The sequence below is a fragment of the Halorubrum rutilum genome (assembly GCF_024494565.1).
The window spans coordinates 1-22,149 of record NZ_JANHDN010000005.1 but is presented as its reverse complement, the minus strand read 5'-3'; the positions used below and the strand labels follow the sequence as shown (position 1 = coordinate 22,149).

At 66.1% G+C, this 22,149-nt stretch carries 18 protein-coding genes; 5 read left to right on the top strand and 13 right to left on the bottom strand.

The window, feature by feature from the left end; translation table 11 throughout:
• The first annotated feature begins 112 nt into the window (after positions 1-112).
• Positions 113-1,456 (top strand): amidohydrolase, encoded by a 1,344-nt coding sequence (locus NO900_RS11090; protein ID WP_256409291.1) that lies wholly within the window; start codon positions 113-115, stop codon positions 1,454-1,456.
• 39 nt (positions 1,457-1,495) lie between these two features.
• On the opposite strand, the gene NO900_RS11085 is transcribed toward NO900_RS11090, so the two are convergent.
• From NO900_RS11085 to NO900_RS11045, 9 genes are all read right to left on the bottom strand, one after another.
• On the bottom strand, positions 1,496-2,857 hold the full coding sequence (locus NO900_RS11085; RefSeq protein ID WP_256409290.1) for an aminotransferase class III-fold pyridoxal phosphate-dependent enzyme: 1,362 nt from the start codon (positions 2,855-2,857) through the stop codon (positions 1,496-1,498).
• Positions 2,858-2,926: 69 nt separating this feature from the next.
• Entirely contained in the window at positions 2,927-4,624 is a 1,698-nt protein-coding gene (locus NO900_RS11080) for a BCCT family transporter (protein ID WP_256409289.1), read from the bottom strand.
• A 437-nt stretch (positions 4,625-5,061) separates the two neighbouring features.
• Positions 5,062-5,709, bottom strand: coding sequence for a DUF8102 family protein (locus NO900_RS11075; RefSeq protein ID WP_256409288.1), 648 nt, complete (start codon positions 5,707-5,709; stop codon positions 5,062-5,064).
• 92 nt (positions 5,710-5,801) lie between these two features.
• Positions 5,802-7,082, bottom strand: a complete 1,281-nt coding sequence (locus tag NO900_RS11070) for an amidohydrolase (RefSeq protein ID WP_256409287.1) — start codon at positions 7,080-7,082, stop codon at positions 5,802-5,804.
• A 75-nt stretch (positions 7,083-7,157) separates the two neighbouring features.
• Positions 7,158-7,613: a toxin-antitoxin system TumE family protein gene (locus tag NO900_RS17610; RefSeq protein WP_379791722.1), complete on the bottom strand. Its 456-nt coding sequence runs from the start codon at positions 7,611-7,613 to the stop codon at positions 7,158-7,160.
• Between the two features lie 2 nt (positions 7,614-7,615).
• Entirely contained in the window at positions 7,616-8,143 is a 528-nt protein-coding gene (locus NO900_RS11060) for a DUF7342 family protein (protein WP_256409285.1), read from the bottom strand.
• A gap of 100 nt (positions 8,144-8,243) precedes the next feature.
• Positions 8,244-9,266 (bottom strand): NADP-dependent oxidoreductase, encoded by a 1,023-nt coding sequence (locus tag NO900_RS11055; RefSeq protein ID WP_256409284.1) that lies wholly within the window; start codon positions 9,264-9,266, stop codon positions 8,244-8,246.
• A gap of 69 nt (positions 9,267-9,335) precedes the next feature.
• Positions 9,336-9,554 (bottom strand): hypothetical protein, encoded by a 219-nt coding sequence (locus NO900_RS11050; protein ID WP_256409283.1) that lies wholly within the window; start codon positions 9,552-9,554, stop codon positions 9,336-9,338.
• A gap of 487 nt (positions 9,555-10,041) precedes the next feature.
• Positions 10,042-10,179, bottom strand: a complete 138-nt coding sequence (locus NO900_RS11045; RefSeq protein WP_256409282.1) for a hypothetical protein — start codon at positions 10,177-10,179, stop codon at positions 10,042-10,044.
• A 56-nt stretch (positions 10,180-10,235) separates the two neighbouring features.
• Here NO900_RS11045 and NO900_RS11040 point away from each other — a divergent pair, with 56 nt between their 5' ends.
• Entirely contained in the window at positions 10,236-11,591 is a 1,356-nt protein-coding gene (locus NO900_RS11040; protein WP_256409281.1) for an RNA-guided endonuclease InsQ/TnpB family protein, read from the top strand.
• Positions 11,592-11,639: 48 nt separating this feature from the next.
• Here NO900_RS11040 and NO900_RS11035 read toward each other — a convergent pair whose 3' ends face one another.
• From NO900_RS11035 to NO900_RS11020, 4 genes are all read right to left on the bottom strand, one after another.
• Positions 11,640-12,197 (bottom strand): DUF7342 family protein, encoded by a 558-nt coding sequence (locus NO900_RS11035; protein ID WP_256409280.1) that lies wholly within the window; start codon positions 12,195-12,197, stop codon positions 11,640-11,642.
• Between the two features lie 397 nt (positions 12,198-12,594).
• The gene (locus NO900_RS11030) at positions 12,595-13,722 is read right to left on the bottom strand and encodes a CapA family protein (RefSeq protein ID WP_256409279.1); all 1,128 of its coding nucleotides are present in this window, start codon (positions 13,720-13,722) and stop codon (positions 12,595-12,597) included.
• A gap of 83 nt (positions 13,723-13,805) precedes the next feature.
• Complete coding sequence (locus tag NO900_RS11025; RefSeq protein WP_256409278.1) at positions 13,806-14,750, bottom strand: DUF368 domain-containing protein; 945 nt, start codon at positions 14,748-14,750, stop codon at positions 13,806-13,808.
• Positions 14,751-14,756: 6 nt separating this feature from the next.
• The gene (locus tag NO900_RS11020; RefSeq protein WP_256409277.1) at positions 14,757-18,032 is read right to left on the bottom strand and encodes an oligosaccharyl transferase, archaeosortase A system-associated; all 3,276 of its coding nucleotides are present in this window, start codon (positions 18,030-18,032) and stop codon (positions 14,757-14,759) included.
• A 122-nt stretch (positions 18,033-18,154) separates the two neighbouring features.
• On the opposite strand from NO900_RS11020, the gene NO900_RS11015 reads away from it, so the two are divergent.
• From NO900_RS11015 to NO900_RS11005, 3 genes are read left to right on the top strand one after another with little or no spacing between them, the layout of a single operon-like run.
• Complete coding sequence (locus tag NO900_RS11015; RefSeq protein ID WP_256409276.1) at positions 18,155-19,297, top strand: glycosyltransferase; 1,143 nt, start codon at positions 18,155-18,157, stop codon at positions 19,295-19,297.
• A gap of 1 nt (position 19,298) precedes the next feature.
• The gene (locus NO900_RS11010; RefSeq protein ID WP_256409275.1) at positions 19,299-20,366 is read left to right on the top strand and encodes a glycosyltransferase family 4 protein; all 1,068 of its coding nucleotides are present in this window, start codon (positions 19,299-19,301) and stop codon (positions 20,364-20,366) included.
• A 34-nt stretch (positions 20,367-20,400) separates the two neighbouring features.
• Positions 20,401-21,768 (top strand): sulfatase, encoded by a 1,368-nt coding sequence (locus NO900_RS11005; RefSeq protein ID WP_256409635.1) that lies wholly within the window; start codon positions 20,401-20,403, stop codon positions 21,766-21,768.
• The last annotated feature ends 381 nt before the right edge of the window (positions 21,769-22,149 follow it).

Genomic DNA, 22,149 nt, shown 5'->3' with positions numbered 1-22,149 from the left:
CGCGTTGACGGATCAACGCGAGGGGGTTTCTTAGCCTTTCGTGTATCCAATGTACACGACAATCGTGTACGACGAGCCACGCTTAAGACGGTCGAGCGAGAGAGCCACTCGCATGAACGAACCGATCCGCGATCGGCTCGCCAGCGTCCGCCGCCGCTTCCACCGACACCCGGAGCCCGCGTGGCGCGAGTTCCTCACGACGGCGACGCTCGCCGAGGAGATTCGGTCGATCGGCGTCGATGAACTCGCGATCGGCCCGGACGCGTACGACCCGGCCGACCGCATGGCGGTCCCCGACGCCGACCTGGAGCCGTGGATCGAGCGCACCCGCGAGCACGGCGCGGACGAGGAGCTGCTCGACCGCATGACCGGCGGGAACACCGGCTGCGTCGCCGTCCTCGACCGCGGCGAGGGGCCCGCGATCGGCCTGCGCGTCGACATCGACGGGCTGTTCATCGAGGAGTCGACCGCCCCCGACCACGACCCCGTCGACGAGGGGTTCCGCTCCGAGATCGACGGGACGATGCACGCCTGCGGCCACGACGTGCACATGACGTGGGGGCTCGCCGTCCTCGAAGCGATCGCCGAGAGCGACTTCGCCGGCCGGCTGGTCGTCTTCTTCCAGCCGGCCGAGGAGACCGGCGGCGGCGGCCACCCGATGGCCGAGAGCCGGTTCGCGGACGACCTCGACTACCTGCTCGCGGTCCACGTCGGCCTCGATCACCCGACCGGCGAAGTCGTGGCGGGGATCGAGAAGCCGCTGGCGATGGCGCACCTGGACGCGACGATCGAGGGCACGTCGGCGCACGCCGGAAAGGCCCCGAACGAGGGCGACAACGCGATGCAGGCGATGGGGACGGCGATCGTGAACGCGTACGGGATCGCGCGCCACGCCGACGGCATGACGCGGGTGAACGTCGGGTGGGCCGAAGCCGGCAGCGCGAGCAACGTCGTCGCCGAGCGCGCGGAGATGGAGGCCGAGGCTCGCGGCGAGACGACCGAGCTGATGGAGTACGTGAAACGCCGGTTCGAGACCACCGTGCGCGCCGCGGCGACGATGCACGGCTGTCGCGGGACCGTCGACGTGGTGAGCGAGTCGCCGCGCGCGGACAGCGACCCGGAGCTGCAGGCGCTGGTGACCGAGGTCGCCGAGGGGGTCGACGGGATCGACGGCGTGCGCCCGGCGGCGGACTTCGGCGCGAGCGAGGACGCGACGTTCCTGATGGAGCGCGTCCAGGACGAGGGCGGGCTGGCGACGTACCTCATCGTCGGCACCGACCACCCGACGAGCCACCACACCCCGACGTTCGACGTCGACGAGCGGAGCATCCGACACGGGGTGGACGTCCTCGTCGGCGCGATCCGGGACCTCGAACGCCGGCACCCCGTGCCGCACACCGGGGGCCACGCGACCGTCCGGTCGGGGGCGACCGGCGACGGGTCCGGTCAGGGGTGAGCGGCGACGATCCCGACGGCGAGGAGACGACGAAGGCCGTCAGCTGACCGCCGCGCTCGCGCTGACGGCGTCGACCGCGTCGAGGAAGAGCCCGGTCCCGAGCGCGATCTCGCGTTCGGTCGCGTCGAGTGGAGGGAGGAGCCGAATCGTCTTCTTCCCGCAGCCGAGCGTCAGGAGGCCGCGATCGAGGGCGGCCTCGACGACGGCCGAGCGCCGCTCGGGCGTGTCGAACTCCACCGCGAGCATCAGCCCCTTGCCGCGGACGTCGACGACGGTCTCCGGCGCGTCGTCGCGGAGGAGCTCCCTCGCCTGCCGGCCGCGCCGGGTCGCGTTGTCGAGCAGGCCGTGTTCCTCGATCGCCTCCAGCGTGAGCGCGCCCATCATCGAGCCGAGGAGGTCGCCGCCGCCGAACGTCGAGCCGAGGCGGTTCTTCTCCGAGGGGAAGACGTCCGACCGGGAGATCGTCGCGCCGACGCGCAGCGCCTTCGCGGCCGCGATCACGTCCGGCTCGATGGGGTAGTGGTCGGACGCCCAGATCTCCCCGGTCCGCCCGACGCCGGACTGGATCTCGTCGGCGACGAGCGGGATGTCGTACTCGTCGGTGACGGCCGCGACCTCGTCCATGAACGCGTCGCTGGGGAAGCGGTAGCCGCCGACGCCCTGGATCGGTTCGAGCGTCAGGAAGGCGATCTCCGCGGGGTCGACGCGGCCGCCCTCGGGCGCGAGCATGCTCCGGAGCCGGGAGCCGCCGCCGGCGAAGAAGCCGCAGTCGCAGGTCTCGGCGTCGCAGCCGCGGTCCGCGCAGAACGGCACCGTCTCGATCCCGCCGATCTCGGGGTAGCGGCGCGTGTACACGTCCTTCGACTTCGTCAGCGAGAGCGTCCCGAGCGTGCGGCCGTGGAAGCTCCCCTCGAAGGCGACGCCGTACTTCGCGGGCGAGCGGTGGTCGTGCGTGATCTTCATCGCGTTCTCCATCGCCTCGGCGCCCGAGTTCGAGAGGAAGACGGTGTCCATCCCGTACTGATCCGAGACGTCGGTCAGCCGGTCCATGAGGTGACTCGACCCGGGGAAGTCCGCCTCCTCCGGGGTCGGACCGGAGCCGAAGTACATGTCCTGGCCGGCGATCTTCAGCGGCTCGACGAGGTCGAACTCTCGCAGCTTCGAGAGCACCTTCTCGTTGTTGTAGCCGAGGGGGGCCGCGCCGATGTGACAGGTGAAATCGAGGAGGACGTTGCCGTCGACGTCGGTGACGAAGGGGCCGTCCGCCTCGCGGGTCACGTCCCAGACGAACTCGTGGGAGTACTCGCTGGGCGCGGAGTGCGACTGGTGGAAGTCGACCCAGCGCCGCGCGTTCGGGCCGGGGATCGCGTCCGCGGACGGTTCGGCCGTGTCCCTATCCATACACAGATTATGTGTACTACGTACATTAAAACTTGGTATAGCGGCCGGACGAATCGGACGCGACCGCCGTCAGTCGTCGTCCGATCCGGCGGACTCGACCGGTCTCGACGGGGCGTCGGCGTCGTCGCGCGACCCCCACAGCACGGTCTCACGCTGGAACAGCACCTGGGCGTAGTTCCCGCCGAAGTCCTTGATCAGCGACAGCATCGCGAGGAAGCAGACGAGCGCGAACGGCGTCCCGGTGATGATCGCCGCCTGCTGGAGCGTGTTCGCGCTGCCGCTGCCGCCGAGGATCATCAGGATCGCCGCGGTCATCCCGAGGACGACCCCCCAGAAGATCCGGTTGACGTTCGACGGCTCGGCCTTCCCGCCGGTGGTCATCATCGAGACGGCCAGCGTCGAGGAGTCCGCGGACGTGACGAAGAAGGTCGTCACGAGTATCATGAACGCGTAGATCAGCACGGAGCCCACCGGGATCGTCATCGACGCGCCCCCGACGTTCAGCGAGAAGTTCAGCGCCTCGAAGAGGATGAACCCGGACACCTCGGGGCCGGCCTCGCCGGCGATCACCGCGCCGAAGTCGGCGATGCCGTTGTGCTGAGCCCACACCGCCGTGCCGCCGACGAAGGTGAACCACGGGATGGTGGCGCCGGATGTCGCGACGATCCCCGTGAACGCGACCTCGCGGACGGTCCGCCCCTTGGAGATCCGCGCGATGAACAGCCCCGCGAACGGCGACCACGAGAGCGCCCACGCCCAGTAGAACACGGTCCACGCGTTCATCCAGCTGGTCGCGCTCCCGTCGCCGCCCCCCATCGCCCCGGCGCCGGTGAAGAGGCTCATCGAGACGAACTCGCTGACCATCCCGCCGAACGCCTGCGTGCCGAGCAGCACGAGGAACAGCGTCGGGCCCACGACGAACGTCACGAGCATGAGCGCGACGAAGAGGATCATGTTGAAGTTCGACAGCCGGCGGATCCCCTTGTCGACCCCGAGCACCATCGAGGTCGTGAACAGGAGGGTCATCATGGTGACGACGAGGAGGATTCCCAGGTCGCCCATGCTGATCCCCCACTGGTAGTCGAGGCCGGTGACGAACTGGCTCCCGATGAAGCCGAGCGAGGTGGCGACGCCGCCGATCGTCGCGAAGACGGCGAGGATGTCGACGACCTTCGCGGCCGGGCCGTCGAGGTTGTCGGCGCCGAGGATCGGCGTGAGCGCCGACGAGACCCGCAGCGGGACGTTGTCGTAGTTGTACGCGAAGTAACCGATCGCGATGCCCATGATGGTGAACACCGCGAGCTGCGGCAGCGCCCAGTGGAACAGCGTCTGCTGGACGGCGACCGTCATCGCCTCGGCCGATCCGCCCTCGACCCCACCGAACAGCGGCGAGGGGTTGTTGTAGTAGAACAGCGCCTCCGTCGGGCCCCAGAAGACGACGCCGGCCGCGAAGCCCGCCGAGTACAGCATCGCGAAGAAGGAGAGGAAGCTGTACTCAGGCGGCTCGTCGCCGAGCTTGATCGCTCCCCACGGGCCGACGATCAGGAAGAGGAGGAAGAGGACGATCAGGAAGACAATGAGCAGCAGCGCCCAGTTGAACGCGCCGAGCAGCTGACTGTTCAGCGACGAGATGCCGCTCTCGACGGCGGACGGGCTGATGAAGAACGCGACGATCACGCCGAGCGTGATCAGCGCGCCGAACGCGAAGACGATCGGGTCGATCTCCTCGCGGAACTCGGTGAAAATGCCCCCCTCCGAGCCGCTCACGGCGTGACACCTCCGTCACGGCGACGACTACTTGGTCCACGGTGCCTCCGCCGGTCGAGTACCATGCCACGTGCTGGCATACACGGTGGATCGAAATTGTACACAATAAGTGTTTCTCAGTGTGGCGCCTCATAACCGTATTATGAAGTATGTATATATATTCAACGAGAACCGTATAGGATCCGGAAGAGACGCGATCGACAACTTCTAACGGAGTTTACTCGACAGTCAGCAAGAAAACACCGAGATAACCGAAGACATCGTGTCGAACCGCGCCGAAACTCGAACGGCGGCGAACCTGTCAAGGTCGAGTCCGCGTCGAAAAACGGGTCGGCGGCGGATGGCGTGTCACCGATATTCGTTACCGGCCGGGGCTGGACCGTCGGGAGCGGTCGGTGCTCAGCCCGTCGGCAACGCGTCGGCCCGCCGGCAACGCGTTAGTTCGTCAGCTCTTCGAGCGTGCGCTCGTGGGAGGCGGCGCTCTCCGTCAGTCGCTCGGCGAACTCGTCGACGCGGTCCTTGATCTCCTCGCCGGCCTCCTCCGGCGAGAAGGAGTCCGACATGGTCAGCAGGCGGACGAACGCGCGCAGCTCCTCGTCGGTGAGCTCGGCGAACTCCTCGTCCTCGAGCTTCCCGACCACCTCGTCGACGTCGATCTGGCCGACCGGGTCGACGTTGAACTCGACGTTGACCATGCGGTAGTTCGACCCGGCGAGCCGCTGTTCCGCCTTGCCGACCCCCTCCGAGAGCATGTCCTTGAACGGCGTGTGGTACCCCATCGTGCCGAGGTGGAGGAACGCGAGCATGTCGGTGATCCCCTGGGTGTACGCCTCGCGGTCCTCGTCGTCCGGGTCGAACACCGTCTTCCGATCGCGCTCCTCCAGACACTCGAAGAGGATGCTGAAATCGAGGATGGCGTTCCGGACGCGGCGCCGGATCCGGTTCCGCTTCTGCTTGCGGGAGTGGTCCGTGTAGTCCGTCTTGCGCCCGAGCAGAAAGTCACGGTCGGAGGGGGTGAGGATGCCGCGGGGCCGGTCCGACTCGGCCGCCGCCTCCAGCGACTCCGGCACGTCGTTCTGGCTCATGTCCCGAACACCGGGTGCCACGGGATTAACAGTACTGGTCCCGCGAACGCGCTCGCGCTCGCTCGGGCCGCGAAGACTCGCTTACAGTCCCGCTACGGGCGCCGCCGCGAGAGCTCGACGAACGCGTCCGACAGCAGGTCGACGCCGATCCCGAGGCTCTCCTCGTCGATATCGAACGTCGGGGTGTGGTGGCTCGTCGGGTGGTCGGTGCCGACGAGGACGTACGACGCGAGCCCGCCGGCGTCCTGAACCCGCCCCATCAGGTAGGTCCCGTCCTCGCTCACGCCGAACTCCTCGGTCGGGACCACGCGGTCGACGCCGTCGACGTCCCACGCCACGTTGCCGATGACCTCCCGGAGCGCCGGGTGGCTGTCGACGCACGGCGACTCGCTGATCACGCGGGGGGTGACGTCGCAGTCGTGGAGCTCGGCGGCGGCGTACAGGACCCGTTCGAGCTCGGTGCGCGCGTACGTCATCAGCGCGGTCGTCTCGCCGCGGACCTCCGCCTCGATCGTCACCGCCTCGGCGACGACGTTGCTCGCGGAGCCGCCCTCGATCCGGCCGACGTTCACCCGCGTCGCGCCGTCGGCGTGGCGCGCGATCCCGTACGCGTTCTGGATCGCGGCCGCGGCCGCCTGCATGGCGTTCGCGCCCTCGTTCGGCGCCTTCCCCGCATGGGCGCTCGCCCCCTCGAAGGTGGCCGTCAGGTGCGCCATCGCCAGCGGGCTCTCCGCGCCGGCGACGATCTCGCCCGTCGGGTGTCCGAGCCCGACGTGGAGCGCGAAGAGGTAGTCGACGCCGTCGAGGTGGCCGCTCTCGGCCATCGCCTTCCCGCCGCCGGAGACCTCCTCGGCCGGCTGGAAGAACACCTTGAGGGTGCCTTCGAAGTCGCTGTCGGCGATCGCCTCGACCGTCCCGAGCGCGATCGCGAGGTGCGCGTCGTGGCCGCAGGCGTGCATGTAGCCGTCGTGTTCCGAGCGGAACCCCTCCGCGGCCGGCCGGTGGTCGGGGTCGGTCGACTCGCGGATCGAGATCGCGTCGAGGTCGACGCGCAGGCCGATACACGGCCCCTCGCCCCGCGCGAGCGTCGCGACGACGCCCGTGTGGCCGCCCGCGGTCCGGTCGAGCAGGTCCCCGTCGACCCCGGCGTCGCGGGCCCGGTCGAGCCACGGTCGGATCTCGTCGTCGTCGGGAACGGCCATCCGCTCGTCGGTCGCGAGCGCCTCGCGGCCGACGGCGATCTCGTCGACGCCGATGCGTTCGAGCTCCTCGACGACGCGGGCGGTCGTCCGGAACTCCCGCCACCCCGGCTCCGGATGGCGGTGGAACGCCCGCCGGAGATCGCTCAGTCTGGCTCGCGCGTCGTGAGGCATCTGTCCGGAAGGAAAGCGGTCAGGCTACTTAACGATAGCCGCCGGACGGGCGGGGGGTCAGAGCGAAAGGGGGTGTCACTCCTGGGGCGGCCCGGACCAAACCGCCTCGATCCGCCCCTCGACCGCATCGAGTACGGTCGCATGTACTTCGAGCGGGTGGAGCGACGACAGGTCGAGGTCCGTGACCGTAGCGCCCGTCGGCGGTTCGTGAAAGTGCACTCGGCTGTTGTGCGCGTTCGGATGTCGGTCCCAGCGACACTCCCATCGACCGGTATCCCGAGTCTCGACGTAGTGTATCGAGAAGTCGCCCGTGGCGAACCACCGAACGTCGATTCGCGCCGTAGCCACCGTCTCGGGGTAGCGGTCCGCGGCGAGCGACGCGCGAAGGAGCCGCGGTTCGTACGGATCCGGTTCGAACTGGACCTCGTCGACCAGCGGATCGGCCGTCAGTTGTCGCTCGATCAGTCGTAACGTCTGTCGGTCGGGCGGACCGGTCGAGCCGGACGCCGAACTATCGGAGGGCGGGTCCATCTTCAGGCGGGGATCAGGTGACCGTCGTTCTCCGAGAGCCGGCGGGCCAGTTCGTAGAGTCGAATGTCCCGAGTCACGCCCTTCCACTCGCTTACCGCGGTCATTCGGTCGTGGATCGTCTCGTGGTCGGCGGCTTCGAACACGGAGACGGAGTTCGGATCGGCGGTCTCGAATCGGTCCTCGTATTCGGCTCGCCGCTCTTCGAGCGCCGCGACGCGACCGACAATTTCGTCGACGGAGAGCTCCGCGGCGATCCGGCTCGCGTCCTGCCATTCGAGGTAGCCGTCGTGTCGCTCGTACGTCGCGGGGCGGGTCTCTCGGTTCGCGCGAGCGACGCCCATCTCCGCCAGTCGGTCGAGATGCTTCTTCGCCGCGTTCGGAGAGCAGTCCGCGAGCTCCGCGATGTCGGTGTACGCCGTCGGCGACGTGATCCCGAGCACGACGTCGTAGACCCGGCCGAACGTGTCCGTATCGTCCTGCCACCGAGACCCCTCGGCTCCGGGTTCCGGTGCCGGATCGAACTCGCTCATACTGCCATCTACGTGGAGGGCCTCAATATATCTTTGTATCTCTCAAATATCTGTGCGAATCCGCGGAACGGCGGTCGCCGACGAAGTCGTTCGCTTGTCGCTACTCCTCGTCCGCCGCCGCCACCCGCACCACCTGCTTCCCGACGTTGTCGCCCGCGAACAGCCCGAGGAAGGCGTCGGGCGCGCGCTCTAACCCCTCCACGACCGTCTCGCGGTGTTCGAGGTCGCCGCTCGCGACCCAGCGCCCGAGGCGCTCGCCGGCCTCGCCGAACCGGGTCGCGAAGTCGCTGACGAGCAGCCCTTGCACGCGCGCTCGCACCGGAATGAGCCCGGGGAGCTTCCGCGGCCCGGTCGGCGTCTCCTCCTCGTTGTAGTGGGCGATCTGCCCGCAGACGGCGACCCGGGCGTCGAGGTTCAGCTCGGTGAAGACGGCGTCCGTGATTGGACCGCCGACGTTGTCGAAGTAGACGTCCACGCCGTCGGGCGCGGCCTCGTCGAGCGCGTCGCGGTAGTCGTCGGTCGCCTCGTAGTTGATCGCGGCGTCGAAGCCGAGCTCGTCCGTGAGCCACGTCGTCTTCTCGTCGGAGCCGGCGAAGCCGACGACGCGACAGCCGGCGCGCTTCGCGATCTGGCCGACCACCGAGCCGACCGCGCCCGCGGCGCCGGAGACGACGACCGTGTCGCCCGGCTTGGGCTCGCCGACCTCCAGCAGGCCGAAGTAGGCGGTCCGGCCGGGCATCCCGAGGACGCCGAGGTACGCCTCCGGATCGGCGACCGTCGGGTCGACCGGCGCGACGTCGTCGGCGTCGAGCGTCGCGTAGTCGGCCCACCGGCCCTCGCCGGTCACGAGGTCGCCCGGGTCGTAGGCGTCGTGCTCGCTCTCGATCACCTCCCCGACGATCCCGCCCTTGAGGGGGTCGCCGACGGCCCACGGCTCGGCGTACGACTCGGCGTCGCGCATCCGCCCGCGCATGTACGGGTCGACAGAGAGGAACCGGGTGCGGACGAGGAGCTCGCCCGGCGCGGGGACCGGAACGTCGGTCTCGCGCAGTTCGAAGCAGTCCAGGTCGGGCTCGCCGGTCGGGCGCTCGGCGAGCAGCCACTCTCGGTTGGTGTCCGTCACGGGCGCCGTTGACGACCGGGCCCTAACAGGGTTTGGACCCCGGCGGGGAGCGGGGGCGAAGCGAACGGGTCATTTGACCGCTCCCGCCGGCAGGCTCGGAGTCCCGTCGTCCCACGTCAGTGCGTCGAGCGCGTCCACGAGATCGTCGAGTCGACGATCGAGCACGTTCAGCGGATGCGCGTCGAGAAACGTGGCTTCGGCTCGCTGGACGGTTTCGCCTCGGTAGTTGATCTGGAAGTGGCACTCTCCGAGCTCGGTGTGCGTTTCGTCTTGATGCCATCCCACCATGAGATCCCGATCGGATTCGATCCACTGAATCCCGTAGAAGTCGTACGAATGGGTCCGCGGAAAGTCGAACCTGACCTGTAGTTCAGCCTCGCCGACAGGGTACGACGCTTCGAGGAACCGTTCGGGTGCGATCGCGGCCCGGACTCCGACCTTGTTCCCGGCGGACGTGTGATACCAGACTCGGTCGACCGGAGAGTCCGCCGAAGAAGCCTGAGTCTGTAGCCGGTTGGAAAGAGGTGGTGATTAATATTTGGTGGGTTGTGGCAGCGTGTCGGCTTCCTCCCCGCCCACCGTGGGGCGAGGAATCCGCCTCGCTACCTAGTTTGAAAATCCTGGAGAGTCGTATCCGTTTGTTGAGATTCACACGATTTGCGAGAAAGATCATGAGACGCTACTGAGAATGCAGGAGAGATCTCACGGCTTCAGTCGCGGGGGAATCCGTCGGCCAGTTATCAAACCACGGCGTTTGCCCGCCGGGTGTCCCACGTTACAAATCTCCTTCTTCCACCCGCTTCATCCCCTGCACCAGCAACCCCTTCCACGTCAATCCGTACCTGTTTTTCAGTTGTTTCATCTTCTCGAACTGCTCGTCATCAGCTACTTCGATGTGAATATTGTTCGGCATGCTCTAATAGAAAAAGCATAGCTATTTGTATTTGTGGGTTCACATACTCAATAGCGATGAAGCGCACCAACACGTTCGCCGTGCGGCCGCTCTCCGAGGCTGGGGAGCACGTACTACGGGACCTGTTGGATGCGTCAGCCGCACTCTGGAATGAGGTCAACTACGAGCGCCTCATGCGGTACAATGACGAAGACGGTCTCGAAGATGAGAGTGTCTGGGACGCAGACACCGGCTCACTGGAAGGACAGTACAAACCTGTCCTCGGCGCGTCCACTGCCCAACAAGTAATTTCGAAAAACAGCGAAGCGTGGACTGCGTTCTTCGAGAGTAAGAACGCATATTATGACGAGTCAAACGACTCGGTCACGGAGCACCCCAACCCGCCGGGGTTCCGGGGAAACAAAGATGACGGGCGTGTCCTCAAAGGACTCATCCGGAAAGACGCATACAGCGTCGAGTGGGGCACACGATCGCGACTTGAGATCGTCGTCGGGGAAGACCTCCGAGACAGACACAACAGCCCGAAAAGCCGCCTCCGGCTTGAGATCGTCGGCGAACCGAACTGGCCCGACTACGAGGACCAAGGCCGGTTAGAAGTGTGGTACGACGAAACTGATGGCACATTCAGAGCCTCGCAGCCCGTGACGATTCCTGACGACACACGGGCAACTCCACTGGCTGATGACACAGCCGCTCTGGATGTCGGTGCCAACAACCTCGTCGCTTGTACCACCACGACCGGCGACCAATACCTGTACGATGGCTCGAGTCCATTTGACCAGTTCCGCGAGACGACCGAACGGATCGCGGACCTCCAATCGAAACTCGACGACCAACAACAGTCGAGTACACAAGTCGACCGCCTGTCCAAGGTGAAGTACGGCCGACGCGATCACGCACAAGACGCACTGGTTCGTGACCTCGTCGAACGGTTGTACGAGGAAGGCGTGTCGACTGTGTATGTCGGTGATCTCAAAGACGTGCTCTCGACACATTGGATGCCGGAGGTGAACGCGAAGACGCACAACTTCTGGGCGTTTCGGCGGTTCATCGATCGGCTAGAGTGTGTCTGTGAGGAGTACGGCATCGAGGTCGTGGAGGAGTCTGAGTCGTGGACAACCCAAGAGTGTCCAGAGTGCGGCGAGCGTGAGGAGACAGCGCGCAACGGTGACGTGTTCCGCTGCGTGTGTGGGTTCGAGGGACATGCTGATCTCAAGGCGAGTCAGCTGTTCCTTGAACGCGAGACTGGTACGGACGTGGGGCTGATGGCTCAGCCCGTGTGCCTTGAGTGGGACGACCACAAGTGGTCGGAGACACCAGACTCTCCCGAGAGGGAAAGTCCCAAAGAGGAGCGCACAGACCGGAGTACCCGCCGAACGGTGGGGAACATTGCCTCTGTGGAATCGGCATAGTCCGACATCCCAACAGAGGAATCCCACGACTTCAGTCGTGGGAGGAAGTCAATGTGAGAGCGAGACCGACGACTCCGACGTATCGTGCCGTCCCGGGTAGAGCTCGCGAGCGTCGTCGTAGAGTTCGAGCGCATGCTTGAGCAGGCGCTTGTTGTTCTCGTACCGCTCCCACCGGCGAAGGACACGGTTGCGTTTTCGGATCGCTGTGGTGTCGAGGCCGTCCCCGGTGAGCGTCGCTTCCAACTCGTCACGCGATTCGATCTCGAATTCGGCCTTCCACTCGTCGAGTTCCGACTGGATGTCCGCGATTTCCTCGCGGAGTTCCTCCCGCGTATGTGCGTTGATCAGCTCGGTCAGTTCGCTGAAGTAGCGCAGCTGGTAGTTCGGTGCGTACTTCGTGTTGCCGTCGTCGCCGTCGACGGCCTGCAGTTGCTCGAACTCGACGAGCATCTCGAGCTCGTCTTTCGCGGTTTGCCACGCGGACACCTGCGCTTCCTCGCGTACCCACTCGACAGAGCGAGGCTCGGTGAGCGTTGTCGCGATCTCTCTGACCCGTTCCCGAGCAGAGAGGTCGTCGGTCCAGGGCCCGAGGCCGCCGTCAGTCATGCGTGCTGATACGTATCTTGCTCGAATATTTCTTTTGACGGAGCACACATATACGAGAGTGTCCGTTGCCGTGCGGCCGGTACCCGCCGCCGGTTCCGTCATAGACGAGACACCGGTCGATCCACGGCGAACGTGAATCGCAATCGAGTGATACCGCTGGCCGACTCGGCACCTCGTGAGACGACGGTCAGACGCCGTCAGTCCGGGTCTCGATACAGCACGGACAGCGCCCACGCCGCGGCAAGCACCAGGCTCACGACCATGATCGTCGGTAGCAGGACTTCCAGTTGCGCCGTGCTCAGACCGAACATACTTAATCTAACGTACGAACCCATTTGAACCTGACCGGCCGGAGGAGCGTTCGAGCCGACCGAATTCACCCCGTCGGCGGCCGGTCTCAGTCGTCTCCCAACGGAATCGTCAGCTCGCCGTCCGCCTCTTCGACCTCGGTCCCGAACGCCGCGGAGCGCTCGGCGACGGTGTCGCGCACCCACTCGGCGACCTCGTCGTCCGCCAGCGTCGCGGCCTCGTCGACGATCGCGGTCGGCTCGACGCGGAGTTCGTCGGGGGCGCCGTCGCGGACGACCAGTTCGAACAGCGCGCTCCGCTTGTTGCGGACGCCTTGGCGATCCTGATAGCTGACGTAGTCGTCGACAAAGTCGCCCGCGTCGTAGATGATCGGCCGACCCTCGTACACCTCGACGCCTTGGAGGACGTGCGCGCTGTGGCCGTGGACGACGTCGACGCCCTGATCGACGAGCCACCGGCCGAACCGCTCGTGGACCCGACGGGGTTCGGTCTCCCAGTTCGGGCCCCAGTGGAGGGAGGCGACGACGAGGTCCGGATCGTGCGACAGCGCGCCGTCGAGAACTCCCTCGACGAGCGACCGCGTCTCGGCAATGCCCGGATCGAGCGTCGCGAAGGCGGTCCCCGGAGACGACTCCCCGGCGGCGAACGCCGCGGACTGGTCGGTGAGGGCGAACGCGGCGACCGTGAGGTCGCCCGCCTCGAAGACCGCGGGTTCGAGCGCCGCCGCCAGGTCGGTGCCGGCGCCGGCGCAGGCGATGTCGGCATCGGTCAGGTGTGTGCGTGTGTCCCGGAGCGCGGGTTCCCGGAAGTCGAGGATGTGATTGTTCGCGAGCGAGACGAACGAGGCGCCGGCCGCCTCCAGCGCCGGCACCGCGAAGTCGGGGTCCGACCGAAAGTAGTACCCCTTGTCGGGCCACCGCGTACCGCGGTCGGAGACGCAACACTCCAGGTTGGCGACGAGTCCGTCGAGCGCGTCGAGGCGCGACAGCGTCGACCCCCAGACGCCGGCGGGGTCGTCGTTGGCCCATCGCTCGTTGACGCTGCGGCCGAGCATAAGATCGCCAACGAAGCCGAGTCGGGCGTCGACGTCGGCGGCGTTCGGGCCGTCGCGGTCGTTTTCGGATTCCTCCGCCCGACCGGACGGGAGCGCGGCACAGCCGGCGACGCCGGCCAGTCCGGCGGCCCCCGACGCCAGCAGGCTTCGGCGCGTTCGCATCGTCTCACGGCTTCGGCGAGCGTCGGTTTCAAGCCGTCGGGTAGCGGCAGTCGGTTCCCCGTCGCGGTCGAGACACGATCGAGTCAGTACTCGATCGCCGCAGAATACCGGTCCAACACGAGGACGAACGCCGCGCCGACGAGCGCCGCGAGCGCGAACCGCGGCGCGGCGGCCCGCCACGACTCGCCGCTCGCCGCCAGCCGGATCGACACCTCGGCGAGGGGCGCCCGGAGCGCGCCGATAACGAGGCTCACGAGGAACGCGAGCGTCGCGGCCCGGGCGCGGGCGAGCGCGTAGCGGACCGCGTGGGCGACCGTGAACAGGCCGACGACGCCGCCGACGAGGAACGTCGCGACCGGCGGGACGGTCGCGAGGAGCGCGCCGCTGCCGTCGCCGGTGGCGAACGCGACGACCCCGTCGACCGCCCGGCTCACGGTACCGGACATGTACTCGTACTGGCCGAGCACGACGAGCAGCAGCGACCCGGAGATCCCCGGGAGCACCATCGCGCTGACCGCGACCGCGCCGGCGACGAAGACGACCGGCAGCGAGCTCCCGAGCCCGGTCGAGGCGTACCCGGAGGCGAGGAAGGCGAGCAGGAAGCCGGCGACCGCCGCCGCCTTGCGCCGCGGCGTGTCGAGCGCGACGCCGCGGAGCAGCACCGCCGCGCTCGCGGCGATCAGCCCGAAGAAGAAGCCGTACGTCGCGACCGGCCGAGTTGCCAAGAGGTAGTTGACGCCGCTCAACACGACCACGACCGCCGTGCCGATCCCCGCCCCGAGGACGAGGAGGAAGGCGCCGTCGACCTCGTGGAACGCCGCGCGGGCGTCCGGGATCTTCGCGGGACGAACGCCCGCGATCACGCGGCGGATCCGGGCGGGATCGATCGCGGTCACGGCCGCGATCAGCCGCTCGTAGACGCCGACGATCAGCGCGATGGTGCCGCCGGAGACGCCGGGGACCGCGTCCGCGCTCCCCATCGCGATCCCCTTCAGATAGACGGCGATCCACGCGCGGAGGTCGGCCATGAGACGTTACGCGCCGACGGGGACGAGCGCGGCGAGCGATGCGGCCGCACCGCGCGCTACCGCCGCGCCGGGTGCGGAGGACGGCGGCGCGTCGGGGGCGAGCGAGCGGGAGACGGGCGCATCGAGGGCGGACGCATCGAGGGTGTTCGCGTCGACAGCGGGTGCGTCGACGGCGGACCCGGCGGGCGCGCCGATCGCCGCCGTCGTGTTCGCGTCGTCGGTGGTGCCGTCGGTCGATCCGGAATCGCCGTCGGACGATCCCGAGCCGTCGTCGGCCGAGCCCGAGTCGCCGCTCTCGCTGCCGCCGCCGAGCGTCGTCTCTTCGAGGGCGACCGTGGCGGCCGCGTCGTCCGCGCCGACGACCTGCGCCTCGGTCACGTTAACCCTGCCGGTCCGGGCGGTCGGCGTACCGTTAGCGACCGACAGCCCGGTCGAGAGCTGGTAGGGACCGGTCGCGCGGACGCTGGTGTTCGTGTAGCCGTTCTCCGGGCCGAACTCATCATAGCCAGTCGTCGAGTACGGCACCGTGAGCTCGAAGTTCCCGTCCGCGTTGGCCTCGGCGTACTGGGTGTACTGGAACGTCTGCCCGGAGGATTTCTGCATCTGGACCGTCGCGCGCACTTCCTGGCCGGGCTCGGCGCCCGACCCCTCGATCGTCGCGCCGGGCACCCGTTCGAACGTCTTCACGAAGTCGTCCTGGAACGCCGCAAACAGCCCCTCGCCGAGGACCTCTTGGACATTAACGCCGAGCTGCTGGAGCACCCGCACCTGCAGCGCCGAGGCCGACTGGCCCCGCGCCTGGCTGGCGTGGACAAGCCGGTGATGCTCAAGCGCATCGACACGCTCCGAGGGGAGCCCGCCAATTCCACCGACTTGGGCGCTCCCATCCTCTTCGACAAACGCCCGCGCCTCCTCCATCGTGTCGAACTGTCGAATCATCGCGGAGGTGTTAGACGGAGCGACCGACACCTGAATCTGTTCGCCAGCCGCCGTCTGGGCGGCCTGTTGGTTCCAGTCAACAACCACCGGTCGTGGCTCAACCGCACTGCCGTGGTGTTCATACAGGCGGATCATCTGGCTCTCGTGGTAGCGCTGGGTGTTCACCTGCATGAGCGTCCGGAACCCACCCTGCTCGGTCTGTTGATACAGCGGGCGGTTGAAGTCGCTCACCGACGCGTTGCCCGAGTAGAACGTGACGGGGGCGTTGAACTTGGAGTTCGGTGACGCCATCTGGCGGTCGACCATCACGTACCGGGTATGCTCGCCCTCGGTGCTCTGGCTCGCGAGCACCTCGCGAGCCTCTTCTTCGCTCGGCGCGAGGAGATAGTCGGCCGCCTCGCCCGCGTTCTGCTGGAACGGGTTCGCGTTCGGGATGCGCTCGGCGCGCGTGGTGATCCAGTGGCCGTAGTCCCACCACGACTGCACGCCGTAGGCGCCCTCCGGATACTCAAAGTCGCCATCTGCGGGCCGCTCGTAGGTGCCGTACAGCTCCATCGGGTTGTCCGCGCCTTCGAGCTCACCCGGCGTGGGCGTCTCGTCGTTCATCCACTGGAGGCTGTCGTCCCACTGGACGACGTTGCCCGGCTGGCTAGAGTTGCCAGCCGTCCAGACTGGAGTGGCGACGCCGACGAGCGGGACGATCAGGACCGCGAGGACGGCGAGCGCGGTCATCACCTGCCACCCTTCGATGTCGCGGAGCGCAGCGAGGGAGGTGAGATCGATTGCGGCGAGCGTGACTTGCAGGAAGTACGCCGCGCCGACCGCGACGATCACCGCGAGGTAGTAGTTGAAGCGGGTCTGCGTGAACGCAGCGCTCCCGATGAACGCCGCCCAGACGACGAAGTAGAGCTCCTCGGTGTCGTACTCGACGAGGAACGTCGCGCCGACGAGGAAGGCGGCGGCGATGACGAGCCCGACCACCTGCCAGTCGAGGCCGACGACGCCGCCGATCGCGCCGTACAGTTGCGGGACCGCGTAGACGGAGCCAACGACCGCGAGCGCGGCCGGGATGTAGAGCGTGTGGGTGGTGTCGTCAGAGCGGTAGAGCGGACGCGCGAGGATGTACAAGATTGCGGCGAGCGCGAGGAAGAACGCGAAGCCGTACTGCGAGAGGACAAAGTCTGAGAAGGCGGCCTCTTGAAGCGGAGGTTGCCCCTCGCCGATGGTACGGAACGACGCACTCGCGCTGAAGCCGACGAAATTCAGGAGATTTCGGGTCAGTGTTGACCACAGTGAGGGCACCGCGAGCCAGATGAAGGCCGCTGACGCGAGAGTGAGGCCACCGACGGCGGGTGGGTAGCTCGTTGCCTCGATGTCACGCGATTCCCACTGGCGCGCGAGCCATGCGAGGAAGACGACGCCGACCGCAACGCCAAGCGGGAGGACCACTTGGAGGAGCGAGTACTGCGTCGGCGTGAACGAAATTGTGTCGAGCGGGATCAGCTGTAACGTCCCGCTGACGGTCATGGCGACTGTCCCGACGAAGGCGATCGGTTCGGGGCTTTTGCCGTGGTAGACATCGCTGGTAATCTTCACTGCGAGGAAGACCCCGGTGATACCGACCAGGAGGACGCCTGGCTGCCACGTCCACATGTAGAGGCCGAGTGCGGCACCGGCTGCGGCTGCGAATCCGGCGGGACGTCGCAGCGCGCCCCAGTCGCGATCGACAATGAGCTCCCAGACTGGCTTCTCCCGTTCCGCGACCGCGAAGGCGACAAGGAACGCGAGGACGGCGGTGCTCTGGAAAAACACCTCTGCCGCGCTGTGGTCCGGGAAGCCGACGAGTGAGTACTGGAGGAAGGTGCCGGAGAAGAGTGCGAGCGACAGCACGCCCGCAAGCGCGGGCACTCGATCGACGAACCGACGCGCAATAAAGTAGGTCGGCACCGCGACGAGCGCCCCGACGATAGGAGGCATGACGAGCATGACCTCCTCAGAACTCCCCATGATCGGCCGGGCAATCCAGATCCCAACAACCATGATATGGTCCCAGAGGGTCCCGAACTGTCCCGCACTATTTCCAAACGGAAACCCCGTCCACGGGTCGAACGGAAGCGTATTCGGCCAGTTCTCCAGGAGGTATTTCGTTTCGCGGAGGTGATACCACGCGTCGTTACCACGGAAGTATACCTCACCGTTTCGGACGAAGTTACCGTACGATCGGAGTCGCGTCCACAGCATGAACGCGAAGGTCCCGAGGAGGACCGGAACGTGGTACCACTGTTCGAGAAGATCGAGCGGGGATGAACCCGAGCCCTCGGACGAGTCCTGTTGCTGGCTCATTACAGGAAGTCACTGCGAAAACGTGCTTAAGACTTGTTATATATCGGTGCCGCCCTAGAGTGCGACTAGTTGTTCGATCCCCGTCCACATGGGTTATATTCCCTAGGCGTCAAGCGCCGTTCATGAGTCCACTCGTGGCCATCACCGGGACGCTGCTCGCGGTTACGGCGGTGCCGTACCTCGCGTTTTTGGGGTTGTATGCGTGGGTGGGCCCGTCCGGTTCGCCGGCCGAGAAGTCTGAGGCCAAACCGACGGTGAGCGTCGTGCTCCCGACATATAACGAGTCGCAAATCGTCGAAACGAAGCTTGAGGACCTGTTAGCACTGGATTACCCGATGGAAAAAGTCGAACTCATCGTCGTCGACTCGTCGACCGATGACACGCGCGAGATCATTCGCGAGTACTTCGCGGATCTCGAGGCGCCCGACCTCACCTTGATTGAGGAGGACGAACGGCGTGGCCTCGCGCCCGCACTCAACGAGGCATATGAGGCGGCCGAGCGCGAGATGGTCGTGAAGACCGACTGTGACTCAAAGCTCCCGCAGAATGTCCTCCGTGAAGCGGCCGCGAATCTCTCCGACCCGAAAGTGGACGCGGTCACAGGACGCAACGTCGAGGTCCTCGGCGGGAGCGGCGTGGAGTCCGGGTACCGCGGGGTCCAGTCACACATCCAACAGCTGGAGTCGCACCTCGACTCGACGCTCATTTTCCATGGTCCGTTCTCGGCGTTCGAAAACGATGCCCTGCTGCCGATCGATCCGAATTCGCTCGCCGACGATACGGAGCTCGCGCTGAAGATCCGTCGGCAGGGTGGCCGGGTGATTTTCGATCCTGCGGTACAGTACAAGGAGGCAAGCCATTCGGCGTTCGTGAAGCGACGGAAGCAGAAGGACCGGCGCGCGATGGGGTTGATCCGATTGCTGGTCCAGCATCGCGACGCACTCGGGGAGTACGGGAAGTACGGGAAGTTGGTGTTGCCGTTCAACTGGTGGTTCATGATCGTTTCGCCGTGGCTGTTGACGCTGACGCTGGTGGTCGGGACGGTCGCCGCGATCGCGTCGTTGGGTACGGCGGGGGCGGCCCTGCCGGTCGCCGTGGGATTGTTCACCTTCCTCGGACAGCGTGACGCGCTCGGGCCTGCGCAGGCGCTATACTCGCTGTTCGATACGCAGGTGTCGCTGCTGCGGGCGAGCGTGGAACTGCTCCGCGGGAAGGGAGACGGGACGTGGGAAGTAGACACCGAGCTCCGGGAGGCGTTCGAGTGACGTGAAGGTCCTGTTCGTCACCCACCGCTATCCGCCACGGACCGGCGGCGTCGAGACGCACGTGCGAGAGATTGCGACTCGACTCGCGGACCGCGGTCACAACGTGACCGCGTTCAGTGCGGATGCCGGCGACGATCTGTCGGCCCGAACGTCTAGCAAGGGGGTCCGGATACGACGCTTCCGGTCGCTGAACCCCGGTGAGTCGTTTTACCTCGCGCCACAGATGGCCGTCGCCGTCCGTCGTACGAACGCCGATGTCGTCCACGCTCACAACTACCACGCGTTTCCGCTGTTCTTCGCGGCGGTCGGTGTCACCGACGAGCGGTTCGTTGCGACGACGCACTACCACGGCAAGAGCGCGAACGGCGTCCGAAACACGCTGTTGTCCGGATACCGACCCTTCGGACGGTGGGCAGTCCGGCAAGCGGACGACGTGATCGCGGTCAGCGAGTGGGAACGGACGCGAGTGCGCGAGGACTTCGGGCTTGAGGCGACGGTGATTCCGAACGGCGTCGACGTCGATCGGTTCGCGAGCGCATCGCGCGAAGAACGCAAGCGACCGTATCTACTGTGCGTGGGACGACTGGAGGAATACAAAGGTGTACAACACGTGATTCGGACGCTGGCAGAGCTTCCAGAATACAGCCTCTTGGTTGCGGGGAGCGGACCGTTCCGCGAGGAATTAGAGCGGATCGCCCGCGAAATTGGCGTGAGCGACCGGGTCGAATTCCTCGGATACGTCGACGAAGAGCGATTACCGAGGCTATACGCCGGTGCGAGGGTATTCGTGAGCATGTCGTCGTTCGAGGCCTACGGGATGACCGTAGCCGAAGCGCTGGCCGCGGGGACGCCGTGTGTGGTTCGGAAAGCGGCGGCGCTCGAAGACTGGACCTCTCACGACGGGTGCGTCGGCGTCGAGGATCCGGATCCGGTCGCCGTCGCGAACTGCGTACGAACGGCGGCCGAGCGGCGGGTCGTCTCGGACGACATCCCGACGTGGGAGACCGTCACCGACGAGGTCGCCGATCGATACGGCGTGGGGAACACTCCCCGCGAGCGCGGAGCGTAAGTATTGTGTCTGGTGGCGTCCAGTTCAGGCTATTGTGAACGTTCTTCTCCTCACAGTAGACTCGTTGCGAGCCGATCGCGTGAGTCCTGAGACGATGCCCGCGACGCGCGAATTCGCCGACGGCTCCGTGGAGTTCACCGACTGCGTCGCCAACGGTCCCTCCACGCCCGCGTCGTTCCCCGCGATTCACGCGAGCAGGCACTTCGGGGGTACCTCCGGCCTCGGAATCCCGCCGCGGGAGTCGGACAGCGACATCCGGACGCTGGCCGAGACACTCTCCGACGCGGGGTACGCCACCGCCGGATACACCGACAACCATTTCGCCAGCGGATCGTATCACTACGACCGCGGGTTTGACGCCCTGTACGACGCGAGCGGGCGGACCGAGGCCGGGCGCCTCAAGCAGTTCGTCCAGTCGAACCTCGACAAAGACGGGCCGGTCTTCAGAACGATCGAGCGGGTGTACAACCGCGCCGACGCGCTGCTGGCCGGCGCGACCGGCGCCGAGGACGAGTACGAACGCGCCGAGTCGTTGAACGAACGCGCGCTCAACTGGATCGACGACCGAGACAGAAACTGGTTCACGTGGCTCCACTACATGGACGCGCATCACCCCTACGAGGCGCCTCCCGAGTACCAGCGGCGGTTCTTAGACGAGCCGTTGTCGTTATCCCGCTGTCGCGGGCTCTCTCGGAAGGGAACTCATCACCCGGACGAAGTCACGGACGAGGAGTGGGAGCTGATCCGAGGGCTCTACGACGCCGAGTGCGCGTACGTGGACGACCAGTTCGACGCGCTGCTTGACGCGCTCGACGAGCGCGGTCTATCGGAGGAAACCGTCGTCGTCTTTACTGCCGACCACGGGGAGCTCGTTGGAGAACACGGTCACGCAGGCCACCCGCCGGAGTTCTGGGAGGGCGTGATCCGTGTGCCGTTCGTCGTGTCGCATCCGGACTACGGCGCCGAGACCGTGGACGGACAGGTCCGACTCATCGACGTGGCGCCGACGATCGCTGACGCGGTCGACTGCCCGCCCGCCGAGAACTGGGAGGGAGCCTCGGCGCTCGCGGTCGCCGACGGCGACGTCGAGGCTCGAGAATACGCCTTCGGCGACGTGGGGCGGCAAGTCGACTACGGCCGGTGTTACGTGCGTCGGGCGGACGGGTGGAAGCTGCTGCGGCACGCCGACGACGGCGAGTTCTGCTTCAACGTGCGCGAGACGCCGGCCGAACGGCCGGAAGACGACCGATCCGGAGATACACCGGAGTACGATGAGTTATCGGCAGCGTTGGACGATCATCAAGAGCGAATGCGACGGCTTCGTGAAGAGGGGTCGGTCGGGATCGACGAGGACGAGGAAATGGTCGAAGAGCATCTGCGAGACCTCGGGTACTTGGAGTAGTTGCTGTCACAACCGAGTTGATATTCTCCTTATATACTGTTGAAAAATTAGTGAGAGTAAAATTAAAAGAAATATATACATATGATAGACTGTCGTTAAATTGTAGTATTTTACTGTTCGATAGAATTCTGTATAGTCTTACCACTACCGCGAGACCCCGAAGTTTAAATACCCCTTCTATTATATTATCGGGCGTTTCTGTCCATTAATTATCAATTAGACATCAAGTACCGGCTAGGTTTGTCCAATAAACCGGCTGTGTTGAATCGCCATACAGCAGCGAGGTAGGCCACTAAATCAAAGGAGTTGAAGCGGGAAGATTCGGTTGCCTATGACACAAATCTCCCGCTTCATCGGGGAGGTTGTGCCGGTTGCTCAAAG

What these genes read in the sequence shown, in the direction of transcription:
- NO900_RS11035 (WP_256409280.1), bottom strand. Translation starts at nt 12,197, where the DNA reads ATGACTGACGGCGGCCTCGGGCCCTGGACCGACGACCTCTCTGCTCGG.
- NO900_RS11040 (WP_256409281.1), top strand. Translation starts at nt 10,236, where the DNA reads ATGAAGCGCACCAACACGTTCGCCGTGCGGCCGCTCTCCGAGGCTGGG.
- NO900_RS11045 (WP_256409282.1), bottom strand. Translation starts at nt 10,179, where the DNA reads ATGCCGAACAATATTCACATCGAAGTAGCTGATGACGAGCAGTTCGAG.
- NO900_RS11085 (WP_256409290.1), bottom strand. Translation starts at nt 2,857, where the DNA reads ATGGATAGGGACACGGCCGAACCGTCCGCGGACGCGATCCCCGGCCCG.
- NO900_RS11030 (WP_256409279.1), bottom strand. Translation starts at nt 13,722, where the DNA reads ATGCGAACGCGCCGAAGCCTGCTGGCGTCGGGGGCCGCCGGACTGGCC.
- NO900_RS11075 (WP_256409288.1), bottom strand. Translation starts at nt 5,709, where the DNA reads ATGAGCCAGAACGACGTGCCGGAGTCGCTGGAGGCGGCGGCCGAGTCG.
- NO900_RS11070 (WP_256409287.1), bottom strand. Translation starts at nt 7,082, where the DNA reads ATGCCTCACGACGCGCGAGCCAGACTGAGCGATCTCCGGCGGGCGTTC.
- NO900_RS11015 (WP_256409276.1), top strand. Translation starts at nt 18,155, where the DNA reads ATGAGTCCACTCGTGGCCATCACCGGGACGCTGCTCGCGGTTACGGCG.
- NO900_RS11060 (WP_256409285.1), bottom strand. Translation starts at nt 8,143, where the DNA reads ATGAGCGAGTTCGATCCGGCACCGGAACCCGGAGCCGAGGGGTCTCGG.
- NO900_RS11020 (WP_256409277.1), bottom strand. Translation starts at nt 18,032, where the DNA reads ATGAGCCAGCAACAGGACTCGTCCGAGGGCTCGGGTTCATCCCCGCTC.
- NO900_RS11090 (WP_256409291.1), top strand. Translation starts at nt 113, where the DNA reads ATGAACGAACCGATCCGCGATCGGCTCGCCAGCGTCCGCCGCCGCTTC.
- NO900_RS17610 (WP_379791722.1), bottom strand. Translation starts at nt 7,613, where the DNA reads ATGGACCCGCCCTCCGATAGTTCGGCGTCCGGCTCGACCGGTCCGCCC.
- NO900_RS11050 (WP_256409283.1), bottom strand. Translation starts at nt 9,554, where the DNA reads ATGGTGGGATGGCATCAAGACGAAACGCACACCGAGCTCGGAGAGTGC.
- NO900_RS11025 (WP_256409278.1), bottom strand. Translation starts at nt 14,750, where the DNA reads ATGGCCGACCTCCGCGCGTGGATCGCCGTCTATCTGAAGGGGATCGCG.